The 20641-nt window shown below is 43.1% G+C and carries 18 protein-coding genes and 3 pseudogenes; 10 read left to right on the top strand and 11 right to left on the bottom strand.

Annotated elements, in window-relative coordinates:
* Positions 1-22: 22 nt before the first annotated feature.
* Positions 23-3991, bottom strand: coding sequence for a hypothetical protein (locus H6G48_RS01935; protein WP_190718533.1), 3969 nt, complete (start codon positions 3989-3991; stop codon positions 23-25).
* A 323-nt stretch (positions 3992-4314) separates the two neighbouring features.
* On the opposite strand from H6G48_RS01935, the gene H6G48_RS01930 reads away from it, so the two are divergent.
* Positions 4315-4767, top strand: a complete 453-nt coding sequence (locus H6G48_RS01930) for a DUF29 domain-containing protein (RefSeq protein WP_190718531.1) — start codon at positions 4315-4317, stop codon at positions 4765-4767.
* Positions 4768-4896: 129 nt separating this feature from the next.
* Here the strand turns inward: H6G48_RS01930 and larC are convergent, their stop codons facing one another.
* A complete protein-coding gene (gene larC / locus H6G48_RS01925; protein WP_190718530.1) occupies positions 4897-6153 on the bottom strand; it encodes a nickel pincer cofactor biosynthesis protein LarC in 1257 nt (418 codons plus the stop codon).
* Here larC and H6G48_RS01920 point away from each other — a divergent pair.
* Together H6G48_RS01920 and H6G48_RS01915 are read left to right on the top strand one after the other, a co-directional pair.
* Positions 6130-6771, top strand: coding sequence for an L-threonylcarbamoyladenylate synthase (locus H6G48_RS01920; protein ID WP_190718528.1), 642 nt, complete (start codon positions 6130-6132; stop codon positions 6769-6771). The genes larC and H6G48_RS01920 overlap by 24 nt on opposite strands.
* A gap of 243 nt (positions 6772-7014) precedes the next feature.
* The gene (locus tag H6G48_RS01915; protein WP_190718522.1) at positions 7015-7425 is read left to right on the top strand and encodes an Hsp20/alpha crystallin family protein; all 411 of its coding nucleotides are present in this window, start codon (positions 7015-7017) and stop codon (positions 7423-7425) included.
* A 58-nt stretch (positions 7426-7483) separates the two neighbouring features.
* On the opposite strand, the gene hpf is transcribed toward H6G48_RS01915, so the two are convergent.
* Positions 7484-8083: a ribosome hibernation-promoting factor, HPF/YfiA family gene (gene hpf / locus H6G48_RS01910; protein ID WP_061432672.1), complete on the bottom strand. Its 600-nt coding sequence runs from the start codon at positions 8081-8083 to the stop codon at positions 7484-7486.
* 486 nt (positions 8084-8569) lie between these two features.
* On the opposite strand from hpf, the pseudogene H6G48_RS27065 reads away from it, so the two are divergent.
* Positions 8570-8704 (top strand): annotated as a pseudogene (locus H6G48_RS27065) (lipoyl(octanoyl) transferase LipB); the annotation flags it as partial.
* Between the two features lie 249 nt (positions 8705-8953).
* Positions 8954-9433 (top strand): annotated as a pseudogene (locus H6G48_RS01900) (IS4/Tn5 family transposase DNA-binding protein); the annotation flags it as partial.
* A 257-nt stretch (positions 9434-9690) separates the two neighbouring features.
* Here the strand turns inward: H6G48_RS01900 and H6G48_RS25930 are convergent.
* Positions 9691-10329, bottom strand: coding sequence for a PEP-CTERM sorting domain-containing protein (locus tag H6G48_RS25930; protein ID WP_341275475.1), 639 nt, complete (start codon positions 10327-10329; stop codon positions 9691-9693).
* Positions 10330-10685: 356 nt separating this feature from the next.
* On the opposite strand from H6G48_RS25930, the gene H6G48_RS01890 reads away from it, so the two are divergent.
* On the top strand, positions 10686-11294 hold the full coding sequence (locus tag H6G48_RS01890; RefSeq protein WP_190718519.1) for a DUF3782 domain-containing protein: 609 nt from the start codon (positions 10686-10688) through the stop codon (positions 11292-11294).
* Between the two features lie 212 nt (positions 11295-11506).
* Positions 11507-12226, top strand: coding sequence for a Uma2 family endonuclease (locus tag H6G48_RS01885; RefSeq protein WP_190718517.1), 720 nt, complete (start codon positions 11507-11509; stop codon positions 12224-12226).
* A 6-nt stretch (positions 12227-12232) separates the two neighbouring features.
* On the opposite strand, the pseudogene H6G48_RS27060 reads toward H6G48_RS01885, so the two are convergent.
* Positions 12233-12398, bottom strand: a pseudogene (locus H6G48_RS27060) (30S ribosomal protein S6); the annotation flags it as partial.
* Positions 12399-12648: 250 nt separating this feature from the next.
* Positions 12649-13116 (bottom strand): PEP-CTERM sorting domain-containing protein, encoded by a 468-nt coding sequence (locus tag H6G48_RS27055; protein WP_341275474.1) that lies wholly within the window; start codon positions 13114-13116, stop codon positions 12649-12651.
* Positions 13117-13570: 454 nt separating this feature from the next.
* Here H6G48_RS27055 and H6G48_RS01870 point away from each other — a divergent pair, with 454 nt between their 5' ends.
* Positions 13571-14227 carry a Uma2 family endonuclease gene (locus tag H6G48_RS01870; protein ID WP_190718513.1) on the top strand — a complete coding sequence of 219 codons (657 nt, stop codon included), beginning with the start codon at positions 13571-13573 and terminating at the stop codon, positions 14225-14227.
* 6 nt (positions 14228-14233) lie between these two features.
* Here H6G48_RS01870 and rpsF read toward each other — a convergent pair whose 3' ends face one another.
* Positions 14234-14623, bottom strand: a complete 390-nt coding sequence (gene rpsF, locus H6G48_RS01865) for a 30S ribosomal protein S6 (RefSeq protein ID WP_002769143.1) — start codon at positions 14621-14623, stop codon at positions 14234-14236.
* Positions 14624-14768: 145 nt separating this feature from the next.
* Here rpsF and H6G48_RS01860 point away from each other — a divergent pair, with 145 nt between their 5' ends.
* Positions 14769-15560 (top strand): fumarylacetoacetate hydrolase family protein, encoded by a 792-nt coding sequence (locus H6G48_RS01860; RefSeq protein ID WP_190718545.1) that lies wholly within the window; start codon positions 14769-14771, stop codon positions 15558-15560.
* Here H6G48_RS01860 and tpiA read toward each other — a convergent pair.
* Positions 15547-16272, bottom strand: coding sequence for a triose-phosphate isomerase (gene tpiA, locus H6G48_RS01855; RefSeq protein WP_002801963.1), 726 nt, complete (start codon positions 16270-16272; stop codon positions 15547-15549). The genes H6G48_RS01860 and tpiA overlap by 14 nt on opposite strands.
* A gap of 157 nt (positions 16273-16429) precedes the next feature.
* Between tpiA and H6G48_RS01850 the strand changes: the two genes are divergently transcribed.
* The gene (locus H6G48_RS01850) at positions 16430-17194 is read left to right on the top strand and encodes a metallophosphoesterase family protein (protein ID WP_147070243.1); all 765 of its coding nucleotides are present in this window, start codon (positions 16430-16432) and stop codon (positions 17192-17194) included.
* Here the strand turns inward: H6G48_RS01850 and H6G48_RS01845 are convergent.
* The 3 genes from H6G48_RS01845 to pgl all read right to left on the bottom strand — a co-directional run bounded on the left by H6G48_RS01845 (position 17113) and on the right by pgl (position 20138).
* Complete coding sequence (locus H6G48_RS01845) at positions 17113-18360, bottom strand: site-2 protease family protein (RefSeq protein WP_190718511.1); 1248 nt, start codon at positions 18358-18360, stop codon at positions 17113-17115. The genes H6G48_RS01850 and H6G48_RS01845 overlap by 82 nt on opposite strands.
* Before the next feature lie 150 nt (positions 18361-18510).
* On the bottom strand, positions 18511-19143 hold the full coding sequence (locus H6G48_RS01840) for an FHA domain-containing protein (protein ID WP_190718509.1): 633 nt from the start codon (positions 19141-19143) through the stop codon (positions 18511-18513).
* A 272-nt stretch (positions 19144-19415) separates the two neighbouring features.
* Positions 19416-20138, bottom strand: a complete 723-nt coding sequence (gene pgl, locus H6G48_RS01835) for a 6-phosphogluconolactonase (RefSeq protein WP_190718507.1) — start codon at positions 20136-20138, stop codon at positions 19416-19418.
* Positions 20139-20641 lie beyond the last annotated feature (503 nt).

The following is a 20641-nucleotide window of genomic DNA, read 5'->3' as shown; positions in this document are numbered from 1 at the left end:
AACGGGTGAATTTTGAATAAACTTAGGGATTAGGACTATTAGGGTTGGGTGGCTCTTTTTTGGTGCTTAATTTTAACCATCCCTCTCGAATTTCTTGCTTGCCAGAGAAGATAGCATTAACATTAGTTTGACCTATTTTATCGGCAGTTGACCATTGTTCCTTTTCTTTCTCCAACCATGACCACTGATAACCAACTTCATCAGGTAAAACTAAATTAATTTTACCATAATCTGTCAAGATAGGAGCAGAGAAGAAAGTAATTTCTATTTTCTCTAACGCTTGTTGATATTGATCCGGGGGAATATCAATCGATTTCGTCGGTAAAATTCCTGTAGTTGCATGAACTTTTCCTCTGGGATCTATAAGCATGGTTAACAGGGTAGGAGGATCTTTTACATTAAGATCAATGTGCCAAGGATTATTAGCATTATGAAATTTAATAGCAGGATGATTAATTCCCTCTAAATCACTTTGAGGGGCATAAAATATATCCTTGAGACTTCCATCATCCCCTTCCAACCAATAACCTAATAAACCATCATTTAACTGTTGATATTCCCCTAAACGAATTGGAAACTTGACCTTTTCAAAGCCATCCGTTTCTCGGAAATTGCGTCTTAAATCTTGCCAAAATACCCCCCAATCTTGGTTAATGGCAGGAAGTCCCTCTAATTCCAAGTTTAAAGAAGCTCTGACTAGGGCAATAGGTCGTCCCATTAACAGTACTAAACCTTGATTTTGCGCTGAATTTTCGGGATCAATGTTTTCTAAACCACTATCTAAAGCCGAAATAAAATTAGACAAAAATTCTGCCCCCTGCTTAATAATATAGTTAATCACTTTTTGTAAATGATCATCAATTTTATCAAAGGGGATAACCGTATTTTCCCCCGGCGCAGCTTCCCATTTTGCTAATTGATTAATCGAACCCAAAGCCTTACCCTGATTATCATAGATAGCGAGACTATTATCTAAATTATTAGGCAATATCCAGCCACAAATAGGAGTAGTAGCTGGATGACTATTCATTTCCTGTTCCCCTTCAATTGCAGATAACCAACGGAAATTAATGCGCGCCGGTTGTACCAAACGAGGGGGTAAAGATATCAGATAGGGACTGCCTGGAGTCGTCATCTGTTCAGGAGTGATAATATTTCTAATATCTAAATCCTTCACCTGTCCAAAAGTATCCACCAACCGTAACCGCAAAATCTTCATTACCCCTGAGCGAATTGGGTTAAAATCATTTAAAGGTTCTGGCGCACTACGGATACTTTGTTGTACCATTTCTTTTATTTCATCTGTAAAAGCCTGATAATCATTAAATCCTAAAGGATCAGCAATAGGTAACTGTAAGGTCTGTTTGTGCATCAATAAAGCCTCGTTAAACCCTCCTAAAGCTTGAGATAGACAATTTAGGCTTAAAAGATTTTGATAAGCTCTAATGGCAGTATAAATGGGGTCTTTAGCTTTTTGATCCGAGAGTAGATTAGTGAAAATTAAATTAGGATTACTAGGATCATAACAGGGTTTTTGCTCATACCAAGCTTGAATGGCTTGAATCTTTTCTTGTTGGTCTAAGTTGGTCAAAGAATTTGGTTTGTCCTTATACCAATCTTGGATTCTTTTTTGGTAAGCTTCTTCTTGTTCAGACAGTTTTGGTTCGTAATATTCTTTAGCCTCATCAGGTAACTGTTTCTTTAAATAAACTTCTATTTTTTCCTTAAGCTTAATTCCGGCATGGGGTGTTAAAATACTCCGACCACTATAAACATTAGCAGCTTTAAGAACAGCCCCCTTTCCGTACTGTAAAGAAAGCTCTGGCTCGTTTTCTTTCAAGGTATAATTACCCGTAATAAACTCAGCATCATATTGATGATTATAGATGCCATGATTACAGCCATTTTGGAGGGGAAAAACTTGTACCTCCCACTCTAGTAAAAACGGATGCCAAGGTTGTTCTTCCCAAGTGTTAAAGCCAATATGTTCCCCTTTTTTATTGTTTTCTATCTTATCAATTTTAACGAGAATAGACGAAAATCCATTGAGAAAAATGTCCTCTTCCTGTTGTAAAATCTCACATTCTAACAGTCCATCATCCCTCAATCTTCCATCTTGTCCATGGCGAATGGTGGGTTTTACCCCTTCCCCCGCCATCAAGATAACCGGTTCTGTTGGTTGCCAATAACGGGAACTGGCAATAGGTTTCAGGGTGTAAGGTGGTGGAGCTTTTAAAATTAGTTGAGGGAAAGAAACTTCCAAAAGCTGACGATTAAAACTGACTAATTCTTCTTCAGTACAATTAATTAAATCGGGTTTGTTCGGTAATAATCCTTGAGGAATCGTCTTGAATACATTTTCTTGGTAAAAATCTCTTCTAGTCAAAATTAAATTTAAGGCAGCTATAATTTCTCCTTGGTTTTTCCCTGCAATTTTACTGGACAAATCGGGGATTAACTGCTTAATTCTTTTAATTGGCTCTGTTGTTCCCTGTTCTAACTGATTAATCAATTTTTCCCAATCTAAAATATCACTAACTTTTAAGTTACACTGGGTAATATTTGCTTGAGTGATCGCCTGTTGTAATTGAGTTAAAGATTCATTCAATAACTTTTTATAATTCTCTAGATCATTCAGTTTTGCCTTTAAAGGTTTAATTCCCTTCTCCTGAATATAATATTTAACTTCATCAATATCAGGATACTGAGCGGTGCTACCTTGGGGGGGATAAGCACTTAACATATACTTATACCAATCAGAAAAGAGTTGCCGACGCATTGACTCAATTTCATCGAAAGTGCAGTCATATTTCTGTTGAGAGAGATTAAGCTGATTCAGTTTAGGAGCTATATTATCGGGTAAAGTAACTTCGCTCTGAGCTTGAGCATCTTCAGCATTTGCTGTTGTAGCGTTTGTGCTTCCTAAAGTAATTGTCCATATTGTGCCAGATGAGACCGCATTAAACCCTTTTTCATGGCGTGCTTCCTCAAACTTAGCTGTTAGATCCAACTGCCGATGTTCTAGACTAGAAGATAGGGTTAAAGCTTCTAATTGATCTTCAATAATAGATTGAGAATTGTTGTCAATTTTTTGACCTAAATAAGCAGATAATGCCTCCGTTCCCGTATTTCCTACAGCCACTTCTACCGAAATTTCTCTCTCTGTATTGGTTGAAGAAGCAAACTTTAAGCGGGCATAGCAGAGCATTCTTTGAGGTATTTGTTCATTGCTTTTAACGGGAATGTCCCACTTGAATTTCTCTTGTATCGCTTTGATTAATTCCTGTGTACTCAATTTATCTTTTAATTTTAACTGAATAAACTGATTGAAATAATCCTTTTCTAAGTCACTATACCACCCAATCACATCATACTGTAAACTATCAGTAGGTTGAGGAGAATAATCATCATAAAATCCAAAAACGCTGTGACAATTGGGATAAAAAGCCGCAAAAGTCGGTTCACCATAACCTACGGCCGTTAATAAGGCTAAGTATTCAGCCTTGGGATCATTTTCTAACCAAGCTTCTATAGGCAGTTTGCGACCTAAATAGCGAAATGGTTGATGATTACCATTCTTTATCTCAATGGGATAAGCAATACTACCTAACTGCTCCCCTTCTCCTTCCCGATAAAGATAATCACTCTCCACTACCCATTGACGTTTTTTGCCGTTAAGAGTGCGTGTTACTAACCAGCGATTAGGAACTGATGGGAAAACTGTCTTTTTATCGCTATCTTGAATCCCTTTTGTTAAAGCATCGGGTAACGCCCAATGTAAATGGATTCCCGCTTTCAGGTAGAGATTTTGGTTTTGAAAGGGTTGGGAAACAATCTCCTCGCTGATATGAGCAATATTCGGATTTACGTCTCTTTTTTGATTAAAATAAGGAATTATGCTCAAATCTGCCATCGCCTCTATAACTAGGCGCTCTCTTTTCAGATAGAGAGCATCCAAATGAACAGGAATCATTAAAATACTATTGACCATGTTCTCATTAGGATTACAAGCATTTATTTTTGCCCCGATTATAACAGGTTTAGTTTTCTAATGTTAAAATATTCAGTTTTTATTCACAAATCAGATTTATTTTTTCGGGTGCATCTCACCTTGGCAGAAATACCGACAATCAGCAATTATCAGTCACTCTTAAACTGTTATAAATGTATGACAACCGCGTGTAAGCGTCCCACCGAAAAGCTAATGTGCGGGGGAGGGTGGGTTAAACCCCCCAAGAGCCAAGATTGAGTGATAAAATCGCAAGTAACGACCAATTTTGGCGGAGAGTTTCCCTTTAAAAATCCCACATCGACATGAAAAATCAATTATCTCAGCTTTATGCAACTGATTTTAATTTGTGGCTTGAGCAAACCGTAAATCACTTAAAAAAGGGCAATTTACAGGCCCTTGATTTAGATAACTTAATCGAAGAAATATCCGATATGGGACGTAATAATAGACGGGAGGTATTCGGCCGTTTAAAAGTTCTCTTGATGCACTTACTTAAATGGCAATATCAACCAGAAAAACGGACTAATAGCTGGATAAATACCATTGATGAGCAAAGAGAACAATTAGAGCTTATTTTTAGGGATAGTCCCAGCTTAAAACCCTATTTAGCCGATATTTTCGCAGAATGTTATCAAAAAGCAGTGCGAGGGACGGTAAATGAAACTAATTTACCAAAAGAAACTTTTCCAGTTGATTGTCCTTTTAGCCAAGAACAGGTTTTAAATTGGGATTATCTTCCTGAAAATAGCTTTTGAACAATGGATATAAGTACCTAAGCAAAATTAATTACACATATCTAACTACCTTTTGCCTTTTGCCTATCCTAACCAAGAAGTTAATTTTGTCCTATTACTTAGCAGTTTTAGGAGAAAATCGCCCGGCTGTTAAGACTGATTTTTTTCTTGCCAAATAGCTAAGGCCATTTGATGAACAAATCGCCAAGGTAGATGATGCTGACGGGCAATAGCGGCACAATCTTCGTATTCTGGTTGTACGGTAATCGGTTGATTAATTGACTCTTTGTAGGCAACTTTTAGCCGAATTTTACCATAGACAGTATCGATCGATTGTATCTCTCTTTTTAAGATCGATCGCTCTTGAATCGTCCTTCTAATGCCTAAAGTTGTGGTTTCCTGAAAGATCATATTTTCACAAATAGCAATTTTATCCAAGCCACAAATTACTGTCAAGAGTATCCCTAAACGAGATTTTTTCATAGTAATTGCTTGACTAAATACATCTAAAGCCCCTGCTTGTAATAAAGCCTCGCTTAAGTAGGCGATCGCTTGCGGATTTAAGTCATCAATTTGAGTTTCTAAAACTGCCACGGTTTCCCTTTCATCTAGCTTTTCTGGTGTTTTTTTCCCTAACCAAAGCCGGACAAGATTGGGAATCGGTAAATCTTTTGTACCTGCCCCTAAACCGACCTTTTCTAACTGCATTTTCGGCGGTTTACCGAAACTTTTAGCTAAAGTTGTCACAATAGCTGCCCCCGTGGGTGTTACTAACTCCGCTTCGATGCCATTACTATAAATTGGTACTTGTCCCTGACTAAACAATTGTACTACTGCTGGCACGGGAACCGGTAAACGACCATGGGCGGCCTGAACTGTACCGCCGCCGGTGGGTAGAGAAGAACAGTATAATTCACTCACCGATAGCCAATCCAAACCCAAACAAGTCCCGACGATATCGATAATGGCATCGGTTGCTCCGACTTCGTGAAAATGCACCTTTTCCGGTGCGATCCCGTGAACTGATCCTTCTGCGATCGCAAGTTGTTGAAAAACCGCTAAACTCCATTCTTGGACTTTCTGGGGTAAATTTGCCTGTTTAATTAAATTTTCAATCTCCGGTAAATGACGAGCGGGGGTATGATGGTGATGGTGGTGATGATGATCTGACTTCTCGGCAGTGACATCGACGTGAACCTTAGTGGCAATTTGACCGCGACGATGCACTTTTTCGGCCCTTAACTGATATTCATCCTCGATTCCTAAAGTTTGTAGTTGTGCAATCAGGTATTCTAGGGGGACTCCTAAATCTACTAATGCCCCTAAACACATATCCCCGGCGATTCCCGTGGGACAATCCCAATAGGCGACGATTTTGCTATCATGGCTACTATTTACTCTCTCCATCCGGAAAATCCCCAACAACGTTCTATCCAAGAAATCTGTCATGCCCTGAAAAATGGGGCAATTATGCTTTATCCTACCGATACCGTCTATGCGATCGGTTGCGATCTCAATGTGAAATCCGCCGTCGAACGAGTTCGCCAAATCAAGCAACTATCTAATGATAAACCCTTGACGTTTCTCTGTTCTTCTTTGTCGAATATTTCTGAGTACGCAGTGGTCAGCGATCATGCCTATAAGATTATGCGACGAGTCATACCCGGTCCTTACACTTTTCTCTTACCGGCGACTAAATTAGTGCCGAAAGTGGTGATGAATCCGAAGCGGAAAACCACCGGTATCCGGGTTCCCGATCACGTTATCTGTCGCACTATTCTCGAAACCCTAGAAAATCCCATTATCTCTAGTTCTGCCCATCTTCCCGATCAGGAGGGGGATTTTCCCACCAAGGGATTAGAAACCGCTAGGCTATTCGATGCCCTCGATCATATCGTTGATTTAATTATCGAAGATGGTTCGGCTCCCGGTTCGGAAGTGTCAACAATTGTTGATTTTACTGGCGATCAACCGGATATCGTGCGTCAGGGTTTGGGTTGGCCGGAATTACAACAATGGTTATAACAGTTATTTTAGCCGTCAGCCGTCAGTTTTTTTGCACCCCACACCCCACACCCCACACCCCACACCCCACACCCCACAACTTCCCACTTGCCACTGATAACTGATAACTGATAACTGATAACTGATAACTGTATCGGTTATTGCGACTTTTTATTTCCTGAAAACCGCCTTGTGGAAGTCAAGTTAGTTGCTTAAGATAGAGGTAATCGCAGTCAGAGAAAACCTCTCAAGGAAATTATTACTATGGCTTTCACTCTTTATTCTCCCTTCCTAGAAATTAATTCTGTTCAACGTCAAATCGATCAACTTTTTCAAGAAGTATTACCGACAACTTCCTTGGTATCTCGTCCCCCGGTGGAAATCTCTGTTAATGAGGATTCCGTGGAATTAAAAATCGAATTACCCGGTGTGGATATTAAAGATATCGATGTGGAGGTTAGCAAGCAAATGGTGGCTATTAACGGGCAACGTGAATGCCCTGCCGAGGTAGAAAACAGCGAATTTTATTATGGTAAATTTAGTCGCTTGATTACCCTGCCAGTAGAGGTGCAAAATAGCCAAGTTGCCGCTAACTATCAAGACGGTATTCTTTATCTCACCCTCCCGAAAGCGGCGGCAGAAAAAAATAAAGTGGTTAAAGTTAATCTTGGTTAGATGAGAAAAAGACTGGAGAATTTCTCCAGTCTTTAGTTTTATTTGTGGTCGCTAACTGTTAATTGGATTCTTTGCCATTTACGTTAACGGGACGGGGCTGAATAACACCAAAACCGCCGTGATTGCGTTGATAGATAACATTGATTTCGTTCGTGTCTTTGTTGCAGAACATATAGAAATCGTGATCGACTAATTGCAATTGTGTTAGCGCTTCCTCAATAGTCATCGGTGGCATGGCAAAGTATTTCATCCGCACTACTTCCGCAGGTAATTCGGGAGTGCGATCACCAATTAGGCTATCATCTAAGGGTTTCTCTTGCACCACCTCGCTAGTTTTAACGGGGGCGTTGGTGCGATGATCCACCAATCTTTCTTTATACTTGCGGAGTTGACGAGCGATTTTATCAGAAACTAAATCAATACTCGCGTACAAATTTTCGCTTCCTTCTTGAGCGCGAATCACTGTTCCATTAGCATAAACCGTTACCTCCGCTTTGTGGCGATCGGGAATGCGTGCATTCTTTTCCACGGAGAGGTGAACATCGACCTTTGTGGTTATGCCGTTAAAATGTTTCACCGCTTTCTCCAGCTTTTGTTCCACATAATCATGAATAGGTTCGGTGACAGCGATATTATTGCCCTGAATCAATAGCTTCATACTCACTACTCCATCTAAAAATTTTGCTATGGACTGCCCACATCAACTATTTTTAAGGGATGTTGATGCCAGGAATTTAATCCTCAAAAAAACTGCTCGATCACGCTGTTGATTGAAAGTCAATTAGAGGTCACAGTCTAGATATTGTCGGTGTTCTCGTTCTCTTTTTTTTGTCGGATCGCGCGGAAAATTCATCGGGTCGAGCGCCTATTTGCAACTGGATTTATCTACCTCTATTCTAACAAGTTTCTTTAAACCTTCTCTTAACAGAAATGCGAAGTTCTGTTAACTTTCATTTAAAGAAACTGATTTTTGCCGCCAGCAAGGGAATCCGGTGATTGTTTCTCCTGTTCGACGGTTAACCTCGGAATAGATGGGATAACCTTAGATTAGCACTTAGTATTCTCCCCAACATCTATATCTTCCCTTCTTTTAATTTTCCTTTGCGCTCCTTCACATTTCTTAAATAATTTGACAAATCTCGCCATGAATGCTCAAAAAATACCTCGTCTCTGTGGGCTAAAAATTCGGGCAATTACGCCCTATTCTTTGGCAACAGCGATCGCTGGTGGGGCGAGAATTGCTAATCCCGACTTACCTGATATCCTGCTAAGTAGGGAGGCACAATTATTTGTAGGATGGGTTAGCGGTAGCGTAACCCATGCGGGCGTTGGGTTTCATGCTTCAACCCAACCTACGTTCATCTTATATTTAATTCCACCCACCCACTTAATACTGGAACAGCCCCCGTTTATACCCTATCCATTAGTCAGATCTTTCTTAACAAAAAGAGAAGAAACTTAAAAAAAGGGGAAACGATTGATAGGTATAGTTTTGAAAGAAGGAATTAAGGTGGAGGTAAGCAAAAAAATGGAGAAATGGGCAGCCCAAGAATTACAGTATGCAGACCTAGGGGACACCAGAAGAAAGAAAAGGTTAATCAGTATCGTAGAAAACTTGGCCAGCCAACCTAGTACAAGTGTGCCACAAGCCTCGGGAAATCTAGCCGCCGCCAGTGCCACCTACGACTTTTGGAATTCCCCCTATTTTCACCCCTCAGATATAATTGCCGCCCAAGCCAAAAGTACAGTAGAAAGAATCAAAGAACATCCAATAGTTTTGGCAGTGCAAGACACAACCAGTTTAGACTTTACGACCCAAAAAGCCAACAAGGGAATGGGTTATCTAGATTGTAAAACATCCTTTGGTCTCAAAGTTCATACCACATTAGGAGTGTCAGCGCAAGGAATACCTTTAGGACTGATTAATCAATAGGTCTGGGCAAGAGAAGAAAAGAATTTAGGGATTGCCAAGCAAAGAAAAAAAAGAGAAACTCAAGAAAAAGAAAGTCATACTAAATCCGTAGCCTATGCTCAACGGATTTAGTATTAAAACTATTTGGTTGGGACTGCGAAGGTTACATGATATCAGCCAGACTTGGAAACTATCTGATCAAATTAGTTCCCCCATAGAACCCCCTTGAGCCATCTTGCACACTTTTCTCTTTTTGTCAAATTTTATGTTAAGAAAGATGTGACTAATGGATAGCTTATTAAGGGGGAATTAAGGGGGGATCAATTGTTGAAATAAATCCCAAATTTCTCAACTCAATTGTCCTGTTTTGACCTCTTTTCTTGAGATAGTTTGCGCTGGCAGAAAGCGCCAAATCCCAATAAACCTAAGCCTAAAATTGTGCTAGGTTCAGGAACAGTTTGTGTGGTTTTTGCTTCTACAGATACATTATCTAGCCCAATGTGACAGCAGCCTCCACTAAAAGTTCCCACGATGGAGATAGGAGTGGATGTACTCGTCGCAGTGAAATCGAAGCTGAAGCTACTCCACCGACTACCAGAGCCTGATGGATTGAAAGTGAATGTTTGGTTAGAGGAACCAGCAGTCGCCTCAACTGAGACTGGCCCTATATATACAGGATTAGATTGATACGTTCCCAAAGAGAGAGATAGGGTATATTGCTGACCCACCGTAGTGTTAATAGTTTGAGTCACACCTCCATAGGGAAAAGAATTGTGATAGCCAGTGAAATCGAGCAAGAAAGAGCCAAAGGGAGTAGTAATGTTATCTATATTGACATTTTGACCCCATAACAACTCGGCAGTGGTGGTTTTCCACCCCGGAATCACATTAGAGCCTGGGTCCAAAGACATCCATCCTAGCCCATTATCTACAAAACTCCCAGCAGTATTTTCAAAGCTGCCATTTTGGAGTAGATTAAATGCTTGCGCTATGCCTGCTGCTGCCAGACTGATAAGTATTACCCCCCCCCGATGGAGTATTGCATAAGTTTTGCTAATGTCATAACTAAATGCCTCTTAAAAAATGTGGTTCTGCCTGATCTATAATGTTTAATTCTGTAGATTTGAAAGTCTTGCCGTTAAATTTATCAAATCTTGAAAATACTCTAATAAATTTATCAAATCTTAACAATACTCTAAGTTACTTATAAAAATAAAGGTATGTTAGCGACAGCTTAACACGCCCTACTTATCGCTCTCTTACTCAAAGGCAAAAGCACTATCTTCTTCATGAATCGGCAAAATTCAGTAAAATAGCAATAGACTAAATCAGAGAGAAAAAATTAGCTATGGCAACTACATCCGAAGACGTATGGCGACTCTTAGCCGAATTAGCGACTGCTCAAAAAGAAACCGACAAACAACTGAAGGAGACTGACCTACTATTGAAGGAAGTTAGTCAGCAACAGAAGGAAAACGCGCAACAACAGAAGAAAACTGACAAACAACTCAAAGAATTAGGTCAGCAAATTGGGGGACTCGGTGCCAAATTCGGCAGCTTTACCGAAGGACTTGCCCTTCCCTCAATGGAAACGATTCTCAGACAACGCTTTGGTATGGAAGTTGTTAGTCCCAGTGTGCGAGTCAGTAAAGAAGGACAACACCTAGAAATTGATGTCCTTGCCTATACCAATGGTCAGCTAAATACTGCTTATATCGTCGAGGTTAAAAGTCATGCTAGAGAGGAGTCTATTTCACAATTAAAAAGTATTTTGCAACGGTTTCGCAACTTTTTCCCTGAACACAAAGATAAAAAACTCTATGGCATATTAGCGGCGGTTCATTTATCATCAGAATTACGGGAAAAAATTCTGCAAGAAGGGTTTTATGTGGCTCGGATTCATGACCAAGTATTTGAATTGGATATTCCCGATAATTTTCAACCTCGACTTTATTAAAAATTTAGATATAATACTAAATCCTGTTATTAAATGATTATTTATTCTCCCCTTTGACTTTTGCCTTTTGCATGAGTGCCTCTCCTGATATGTAGCCCATACTCAACGGATTTAGTACAAGGCCAAGCCGTCCTTTTAGGATGGGGTTTTAAACCCAGGATTTGCGATGATACAATAAAGCTAGGCAAAAATGCGATCGCAAGAGATAAAGCATGGTTCAAGCACCCATCGAACCCCAACTTTTCTATCCTGACTCCGACGGTAAACCTATGGCCGACAACACAGTTCAATATCGCTGGATTGTTCGCTTGGTTGCCAATCTCAAGTATTTATTTAAAGAGCAAACCGTCTTTGTCGCTGGAGATTTGCTCTGGTATCCCCAGCAGGTAACTGTACCACCTGCTCCCTGTCAAGCTCCCGATGCCATGGTAGTTTTCGGCCGTCCACCTGGTGAGCGCGGCAGCTATAAACAATGGGAAGAAGACAATATTGCCCCCCAAGTAGTGTTTGAAATCCTCTCTCCGAGCAATAGTGCCAGGGAAATGCTCAAAAAGCAGTCTTTCTATCGGGAGCATGGGGTATTAGAAATGTTTTTCTATGACCCAGACTCCCATGATTTCTGGGGATTGGTGCGGGCCAATCAGCAAGAGGATTTTTTCCCAGTAACGGCCTTGAATTTTCCCTGGACTTCCCCAATCCTAGGGATTCGGTTTGAGATGTTTGAAGAGGGTTTAGAGGTCTTTTATCCCAATGGGGAACGATTTAAAGACCCTGAAACCCTCTTTGAGGAACGCAACCAAGCACAACAAGAGCGCAACCAAGCACAACAAGAACGCAACCAAGCACAACAAGAACGCGACCAAGCACAACAAGAGCGCGATCGCGCTTTTGCCCGATTACGGGAATTGGGCATTGACCCGACACAGTTGTGACTATAATTAATCTTCCGCGGAGATACCGTCATCTTCCACCACCGCTTCGGTGATAGGAGAGGGGGAATTTCCGTTAAGGGAGATAAATCGGCAGGGGGGCCACCACGCGATCGAGTTTTAGGGTTAAATAACGAATAACCTCATCACTTAAACCCATGGCCCGTTCCATGGGGCGACTTGTTGCTGAACGACTTCGTGAGACTCAAAAAGAAGCTCTACAAAATATCAAAGAGGCCATTGACTTATGTTGAGAAGTTAGAAAAGAAAAAGACCTACCTTTGACAATTATAAAATAGCAGGTTGGGCCTTGCTATTGCTCAACCCAACCCCTATTTTTCTATAAGTAGGTAGGTGTTAAAAACTGTCAGATATCCCCCTTATTCAGGGAAGATTAAGGGGGGATAAATCCCAAAGTTCTCAACTCAATTGTCCTGTTTTGACTTCTTCCCTTGAGATAGTTTGCGCTGGCAGAAAGCGCCAAATCCCAATACACCTAAGCCTAAAATTGTGCTAGGTTCAGGGGTTGAGGTAATGACAAATTGACCGCTATTATCAAAAGAATTAATATCGTTGATACGAAACTGAAGAACAGTGCCATTAGCAATACCCGTAAAGCCTACATTTGTAAAGATACTGGATAAAGGCACACCAGACAATGATAAATTTGTTGGTGGATTGGCATTACCTAAACCATTAGCGGGAGTAGCTGAGAATAGAGGAAAAAATCCCAGTGTGTTATTACCAATGAGTAGAGAACCATATGGTTGACCTCCAGGACCGGCGGCAGTTTGTCCTGGACTATTTCCCGTATTTGTTGTTTGGGGTGAGACAATAACACCTGCGGCATTAGCAGTAAATCGTCCAGAAGCGATATCTACTGTTCCAGACACATTAACACTTAAGGTGTCTGACGGGAGAAAGTTTTGAGAAACCGTGAAAGTTGGCCCGGAAAAAACATTAGTCCCTAAAACAGTTGTGTTGGGAATAATTAGCTGAGCAGCTTGAACTGGTGATATTGCTAGAGTGCTAAAAGCAATGGCAGAGGAAGCGATAGCTATTTTTGATAAGCTATTCTTACCCCCCCCCGACAATCAATCAGTTTTGCTAATGCCATAACTAAATGCCTCCTAAAAAATGGCGTTGCGGTCGCTACAGTAGCATTTTTGTCTGTAGATGTCAAGCTCTTGCCGTTAAATTTATCAAATCTTAACAATACTCTAAGTTACTTATACAACTTTGGCCAGAGGTCTAAGACAAAGTCGTCCTAAAAGGACGGGGTTTTAAACCCAGGATTTGCGATGATACAATAAAGTTAGGCCAAAATGCGATCGCAAGAGATAAAGCATGGTTCAAGCACCCATCGAACCCCAACTTTTCTATCCTGACTCCGACGGTAAACCTATGGCCGACAACACAGTTCAATATCGCTGGATTGTTCGCTTGGTTGCCAATCTCAAGTATTTATTTAAAGAGCAAACCGTCTTTGTCGCTGGGGATTTGCTCTGGTATCCCCAGCAGGTAACTGTACCACCTGCTCCCTGTCAAGCTCCCGATGCCATGGTAGTTTTCGGCCGTCCACCTGGTGAGCGCGGCAGCTATAAACAATGGGAAGAAGACAATATTGCCCCCCAAGTAGTGTTTGAAATCCTCTCTCCGAGCAATAGTGCCAGGGAAATGCTCAAAAAGCAGTCTTTCTATCGGGAGCATGGGGTATTAGAAATGTTTTTCTATGACCCAGACTCCCATGATTTCTGGGGATTGGTGCGGGCCAATCAGCAAGAGGATTTTTTCCCAGTAACGGCCTTGAATTTTCCCTGGACTTCCCCAATCCTAGGGATTCGGTTTGAGATGTTTGAAGAGGGTTTAGAGGTCTTTTATCCCAATGGGGAACGATTTAAAGACCCTGAAACCCTCTTTGAGGAACGCGACCAAGCACAACAAGAACGCGACCGCGCTTTTGCCCGATTACGGGAATTGGGCATTGACCCGACACAGTTGTGACTATAATTAATCTTCAGCGGAGATACCGTCATCTTCCACCACCGCTTCGGTGATAGGAGAGGGGGGAATTTCCGTTAAGGGAGATAAATCCGCAGGGGGGGCCACCACGCGATCGAGTTTTAGGGTTAAATAACGAATAACCTCATCACTTAAACGCATGGCCCGTTCCATGGGGGCGACTTGTTTGCCGCTGGCCTGATAATTCATCTGCACATAGACACCATCATTGAGTTTTTTGATGGGATAGGCCAGACGTTTTTTACCCCACACCTTCACTTGAATGTCTGTGGCGCTGTGTTCGCTAATCAGAGTCCGATAACGTTCCACTTGTTGCTGAACGACTTCTTCCCCTAAATCGGGCCGGAGAATGTAAAGAGTTTCGTAGTTATTGCTCATCTCAGAATCCTTATGGACTAGAAGGCTTCTTTGTCAAGACCGGAGGTTAATTGATTTTCATAACTCTCTAGCTTTTAATAAAGAAGCAAGGATATATGATCATACTACTATCCGAGAGTCGATCGCTAGTCATTCCCAGAAAAATATGGCGCAACGCTATGTACGAGTGAAACATCGTCAAGGACAAATCTTCTACGGACTGTTACAGCTAAACCGTAGCGTTGCCGTCTTTGATGCCCCTCCCTGGCAAGGAGGGCAACTAACCAAGCTAGAATTAGAACCCGATAGCTACCAACTATTAGCCCCCTGTTTCCCGTCGAAAATTATTGCCGTGGGCAAAAATTACCGCGCCCACGCCGCCGAGATGGGAACACCTGTACCGGAAGAACCGCTTTTATTTCTCAAGCCACCGACGACAATTATCGCCGATGGTGAAACTATTTTTTATCCGCCCCAATCGGAAAGAGTGGATTATGAGGGAGAATTGGCATTAATTATGGGAGAAACCGCCAAAAACTGCACCACAGCCCAGGCCAGAAGTAAAATCTGGGGTTATACCATTGCTAACGATGTCACCGCTAGGGATTTACAGAAAAAAGATAGCCAATGGACGCGGGCGAAAGGATTTGACAGTTTTTGTCCCCTCGGCCCCTGGATTGTCCGGGAATTGAGTATCGGGGCGCAATTAACCACTTTTCTCAATGATGGCAGCGAACCCAAACAAAGCAGTTATCTCAGCGATATGGTCTTTCCTCCCGATGTCTTGGTGGCTTATATCTCTCAAGTGATGACCCTGCTGCCGGGGGATGTGATTTTAACGGGAACTCCCGAAGGAATCGGACCGATGCAGGTGGGGGATAAGGTTCGGGTGGAAATAGAAGGCATCGGGGTTTTGGAAAATCGCGTCATGGCAGCAGCATCAATTAGCGATAATTAACAATCCTAGCGAATACGGCGGGGTCTAGACTCGCCCCACCGACTAAAGCCCCGTTTATCTGCGATTGAGCCATAATTTCATCGATATTATCCGGTTTTACCGAACCACCGTACTGAATGGTTACTTCGGGATTGTCTAATTGTTGCCGAATCAAACCGATAACGCGGTTAGCTTCCTCGCTTTCGCAGGTTTCCCCCGTCCCAATCGCCCAGATGGGTTCGTAGGCGATAACGAGGTTTTTTTGGTCAACATTGACTAAACCCCCTTGAATTTGCTTGATAATTACCTTTTCCGTTTCTCCAGCATCTCTTTGGGCCTTACTTTCTCCCACACAGATAATCGGGATTAAACCTTGTTTTTGGGCAGATATGACCCTTAAATTGACGGTTTCATCAGTTTCGCCGAAATATTGCCGGCGTTCACTGTGACCGATAACCACATAGTGAACCCCAATTTCGGTTAACATATCCGCCGAGATTTCGCCCGTATAAGCCCCCGATTTTTCCCAGTGGACATTTTGCGCCCCCAAGCGAATACGACCGCCGTGGAGGGTTTTAGAGAGGACAGCTAAAGCTGTGAAAGGCGCGCAAAGAACTACTTCTCGGTCGTCGGGGGTTTCCTCTAGATGGGATTTAAAATCTTGCAAAAACTCCAAAGCTTCTCTCTGGGTTTTGTGCATTTTCCAGTTACCTGCAATAACAACTTTCGGCACAGCTTAATTAATTTAGTAGATTTGATAATTTATGGTACATTTTACTGTAAGCCTTTTTGTTACCCTAAGCAAGATCACCGATAATCGCTGTTTGTCGTGAGCAGATTTTTTTAATACTTTTACCTGTACCTATGCCCTAATCCCCTACCAAATCCTCATGCGAACCTTAGCGATCGGCGATATTCATGGTTGCTCGAAAGCTCTAGATCACTTACTAGAGATCGTCAACCCCAAACCGCAAGATACTTTAATCACCCTCGGTGATTACGTTAATAAGGGCAGAGACTCGAAAGGGGTGATCGATCGCCTGATTTCCCTACATAAACAGGGAAATTTGATTCCCCTCAAAGGTAATCACGAGATTATCATGCTGCAAGCCCGTAATAACCCCCTCAAACAGCGTCTCTGGTTAGAAAAAGGCGGTAAAGCCACCCTCAAATCCTATAGTGAAGGCCACCTAATTAAAATTCCTGAATCTCACTGGGATTTTTTAGGAAAAGTCTGTATAAATAGCTACGAAACTGCCAATCATTTATTTGTTCACGCTAGTCTCGATCCCCATCTACCCCTAGCCAGACAACCAGAATACAAACTCTTTTGGGAGAAATTTCAATATCCCGCCGCCCATAGTTCGGGAAAAACCATGATTTGCGGCCATACCAGCCAAAAAAGCGGGAAACCAGTTAATCTCGGCCATGCCATTTGTATCGATACTTGGGCCTACGGCCAAGGCTGGTTAAGTTGTTTAGATGTGGAAACGGGGAAATTGTGGCAGGTTAACCAGCGAGGAAATTTTCGGATTAGCCAGATTCAAGATTATTATCTTCCATCCTCTCTACGTCAGGACATTAAGGACGGTTCGCCGATTTTTGGCGGTTCACTCTTGTCGAGAGCGGCAGCAATAACATTTAAGGGCAAATAACTGGGGTAAACTCCCTCGCGAGCGCGTTCAATATCCGTTTCCTCTAGGGGAATTTGGTATTTAATCGCAATTGCCTTGAGGATATCGCCGCGATCGATCACTCCCGCTACGGCGGAGGCTGGTGTTAACACCGTGATCATCGGGTCCTGGATGGTTTCCAATTTCTGCACCACTGTCACTAAGGGGGTTTTTTCCTCAACACTGGGAATTTCCGTGAGGGGATGGGCAATATCAAGCAGTTGTTTTTCTGACCATAAACTCCGCTCGATCGCCTGTAAATCTTCCACCCGAATTAATCCCCGATAACGTCCCTCGGAAGCGGCAAAATAAGCAGTATTGGCAGCCGCTCGGTCTAAAACGTATTCTTGGGCGAATTCCTGTAGGGTTTGATGGGCGTTTAAAACCCGCAAATCTCTGCTCATCACCTCTCCCGCTGTGAAATTGAGGAGACTTTCCTGTAAATTAGTTAAATTATCGTAGGCGCGGGCATTTCTGAGGATAAACCAGCCCATTAATCCTAACCAAGCACCCCCCACATCTGCCGTCAAGAGAACCAAGAAAATCCCCAAAATAATCCCTAACCAACCGATTAATTGACCACTGATCGCAGCCCAATGTAAACCCTTCCAGCGATCGCCGGTCGCTTGCCAGACCATTGCTTTGAAAATTTGACCCCCATCGAGGGGTAAACCGGGGATAAGATTAAATAGAGCCAAAAATAGGTTAATTATCGCTAAATGCCCGCATATATAGGTTAAATTGGCGTTTAAATAGGGTAAGTGACTGGCTAGGGATAGGAGACAAAACAGGAGAAAACTGACGAGGGGTCCAGCGATCGCTACTTGCAGGGCCTCTGGAGGAGTCCGAGATTCTCGATTGATCGAGGCCATACCTCCAAAGAGAAACAGGGTAATGGAATTGACCTGGATGCCTTGGGACCGGGCCATTAAACTATGACCTAATTCGTGGAGTAAAACCGAGATAAACAGCAATAAAGCCATGATTAAACCAAGTAACCACGCTAAAACAGAACTCTGGGCGGCCAGAGACTGAATTTCTGCATCAGTGGCATTGATCAAGGTGACAAAAGCCAGAATCAAAAACCACGAGGAATCAATATAGAGAGGAATGCCCAATAAAGAGCCGATTCGCCAATTTGTACGCATAATTTTCAGTGGGGAAATGGGGAAATGGGGAAGTGGGGGAATGGGGAAGTGGGGGAATGGGGAAGTGGGGGAATTCAACTAAAACCCGAAAACCCGAAAACCCGAAAACCCGAAAACCCGAAAACCCTAACCCCTAACACCTGTCCCCTTTTAGGACATTTGGAAAATAAAAGTCATTTTGTCCCCTTTACCGAGGGAAATGCGATCGCCAGCCCGGAGACGATGACGATTGCCGGGGGGTAGGGGAGTGTGATTAACGTAGGTTCCGTTAGCGCTGCCGCTGTCTTCGAGGTAATAGATGCCCGCTTCGACGCGGATATCGGCATGAACCCGGGAGACGATATCAGAATCGGGAAAACCGGAAACATCGATATCGGGGGGAATGAGATCGTTAGGTTTGCCGATATGAATTACCGATAGATGTAGGGGTAATTCAATTTTGCTATCGGTTTGCAGGTGCTGCAAACTAGCTATTTCGGTCTGTAAGCGGGTGGCAGCCCGAACCGGTGGAGGAGCAACAGGAGGAGGTGCGATCGAGGCGACGGTGGGTGTAGGGACCGGTGGGACGGGTTCAGGTTCCGATTCCGATTCGGTCTCGGCTGCCACCATGGGAACGGAATTAGGCTGTAAATTGTCGCCACACTGACCGCAAAAGGTGGCATCAGTTTGGATGGTTGCCCCACAATTAGGACAGGAAGACATCCGCGGCAAGGGAGTGTAACAGGCCTCGCATTGACTGGCCTCATCGGGGTTAGTATGTTCGCAATTAGGACAAACGATCATTTTTAAGGAAAAAGTAAAAAGTAAAAAAGCAGATTAGGGGTTGGGGTGTTAGGGTTTTGGGGTGCTGGGGTGTTGGGGTGTTGGGGTGTTAGGGTGTTAGGGTTTTGGGGTGTTAGGGTGTTAGGGTTTTAGGGTGTTGGGGTGTTAGGGTTTTGGGGTTTTGGGGTGTTAGGGTTTTGGGGTTTTGGGGTGGTCACTGCGTGCGCGTTGCGGGGGGTTTTAGGGTTTTAGTTGAATTTCCCCATTTCCCTATTCCCCTATTCCCCTATTCTCTAGACAAAAGAGGAACCAGCGGCCGCATCGAGTAACCAATATAATTCCCCGGCCGGGGGGTGGATGAGACGGGAAGGATAGGAGAAAGAGTCACCATAGGCAGAGAAAATCTCATGTAGAGCGGGGCGTTTACTTTCGCCGGCAGCGATAAAGATCACACAACGGGCCTGATTGATCAGGGGAACGGTAAAAGTTAAGCGGGGATTGCCGTCTTTCTCGCCGACGGTGATACAGCGATCGCTTACCGTTAAAGCTGCCGTGTGGGGAAAGAGAGAGGCGGTGTGACCATCATCGCCCATTCCCAATAAAATCAGGTCAAAAACGGGAAAATCGGGAGAATTGACCCCAAACCATTGGCGGAGATGATCATCGTATTTTTGGGCGGCCAGGTGGGGATCGGGTTCATCCGTGGGCATAGGATGAATATTAGCGGCCGGGATCGGTATGCGATCGAGCCATGCTAACCGGGCCATGCGTTGATTACTGTCAGGATGATCGGGACTAACGTAGCGCTCATCTCCCCAGAAAACTTGAATTTTTGACCAGTCGAGGGGTTGAGAGGATAAAGCCTCGTAGAGAGGTTTCGGGGTACTACCGCCGGACAGAGCGATGGTAAAATAGTCCTGTTGGTCGAGGCTGGTTGTGATTTTTTCCAGAACCAGCGCCAGAGATTTTGCGATCAGAGCTTGTTTATCAGCTAAAACTTCCACCAATTTCTGCATGGGTTTTGTTATCAACTCAGGGGGCTGTCTTTACTATAGGCTAACCATTCAGGACTCATCTGAGAGCTTGGGAAAATTTTATTCTTTGAAAGGGATTAAGTTTACCGATGCCATATTGAGGTAATATTTCTAGAGTCGATTCTCGAAGGGGGTTGACAAGCAGAACGATTTGACATAGGGTTTAGCGGGAGGTTGAGCGAGAGTTAATTAGAAATTGCAGTTTGTCAGAGTGCCTCTCGGCAAAATCCTTCTGGGAATCCCCAGCGAGAACTTTTAAACAGACTAGTCACTAACCCCGCCCTAAAAGCGACGGGGCTTGCCTAGACCAATTTAGGCGCCGCAAGTAGAGACTACCGCATCGAGACACAATCTGGCCCAGACCTCCGAATGCTTCCCTAGTTCGGATTCCCTCTCAGCTTTATTGGTAAAGCGTTGTTAGACAAGACATCTTGATTGTGTTGCGGAAAGGGACTTTAACTTTACTCTTAAGGATTATCTCCATG

Source organism: Microcystis flos-aquae FACHB-1344, from assembly GCF_014698375.1.
GTDB classification, from domain to species: Bacteria; Cyanobacteriota; Cyanobacteriia; order Cyanobacteriales; family Microcystaceae; genus Microcystis; species Microcystis aeruginosa.
Note: the sequence above shows the minus strand (reverse complement) of the source record. Positions and strands in the feature narration are given on the sequence as shown.

Bases quoted from the DNA above. Each gene is read 5' to 3' on its own strand.
- H6G48_RS01890 (WP_190718519.1), top strand. From the start codon at position 10,686: ATGGCAACTACATCCGAAGACGTATGGCGACTCTTAGCCGAATTAGCG.
- H6G48_RS01840 (WP_190718509.1), bottom strand. From the start codon at position 19,143: ATGATCGTTTGTCCTAATTGCGAACATACTAACCCCGATGAGGCCAGT.
- hpf (WP_061432672.1), bottom strand. From the start codon at position 8,083: ATGAAGCTATTGATTCAGGGCAATAATATCGCTGTCACCGAACCTATT.
- H6G48_RS01930 (WP_190718531.1), top strand. From the start codon at position 4,315: ATGAAAAATCAATTATCTCAGCTTTATGCAACTGATTTTAATTTGTGG.
- pgl (WP_190718507.1), bottom strand. From the start codon at position 20,138: ATGCAGAAATTGGTGGAAGTTTTAGCTGATAAACAAGCTCTGATCGCA.
- H6G48_RS01915 (WP_190718522.1), top strand. From the start codon at position 7,015: ATGGCTTTCACTCTTTATTCTCCCTTCCTAGAAATTAATTCTGTTCAA.
- H6G48_RS01845 (WP_190718511.1), bottom strand. From the start codon at position 18,360: ATGCGTACAAATTGGCGAATCGGCTCTTTATTGGGCATTCCTCTCTAT.
- H6G48_RS01935 (WP_190718533.1), bottom strand. From the start codon at position 3,991: ATGGTCAATAGTATTTTAATGATTCCTGTTCATTTGGATGCTCTCTAT.
- H6G48_RS01860 (WP_190718545.1), top strand. From the start codon at position 14,769: ATGGCGCAACGCTATGTACGAGTGAAACATCGTCAAGGACAAATCTTC.
- H6G48_RS01885 (WP_190718517.1), top strand. From the start codon at position 11,507: ATGGTTCAAGCACCCATCGAACCCCAACTTTTCTATCCTGACTCCGAC.
- larC (WP_190718530.1), bottom strand. From the start codon at position 6,153: ATGGAGAGAGTAAATAGTAGCCATGATAGCAAAATCGTCGCCTATTGG.
- H6G48_RS01850 (WP_147070243.1), top strand. From the start codon at position 16,430: ATGCGAACCTTAGCGATCGGCGATATTCATGGTTGCTCGAAAGCTCTA.
- rpsF (WP_002769143.1), bottom strand. From the start codon at position 14,623: ATGAGCAATAACTACGAAACTCTTTACATTCTCCGGCCCGATTTAGGG.
- H6G48_RS01870 (WP_190718513.1), top strand. From the start codon at position 13,571: ATGGTTCAAGCACCCATCGAACCCCAACTTTTCTATCCTGACTCCGAC.
- H6G48_RS01920 (WP_190718528.1), top strand. From the start codon at position 6,130: ATGGCTACTATTTACTCTCTCCATCCGGAAAATCCCCAACAACGTTCT.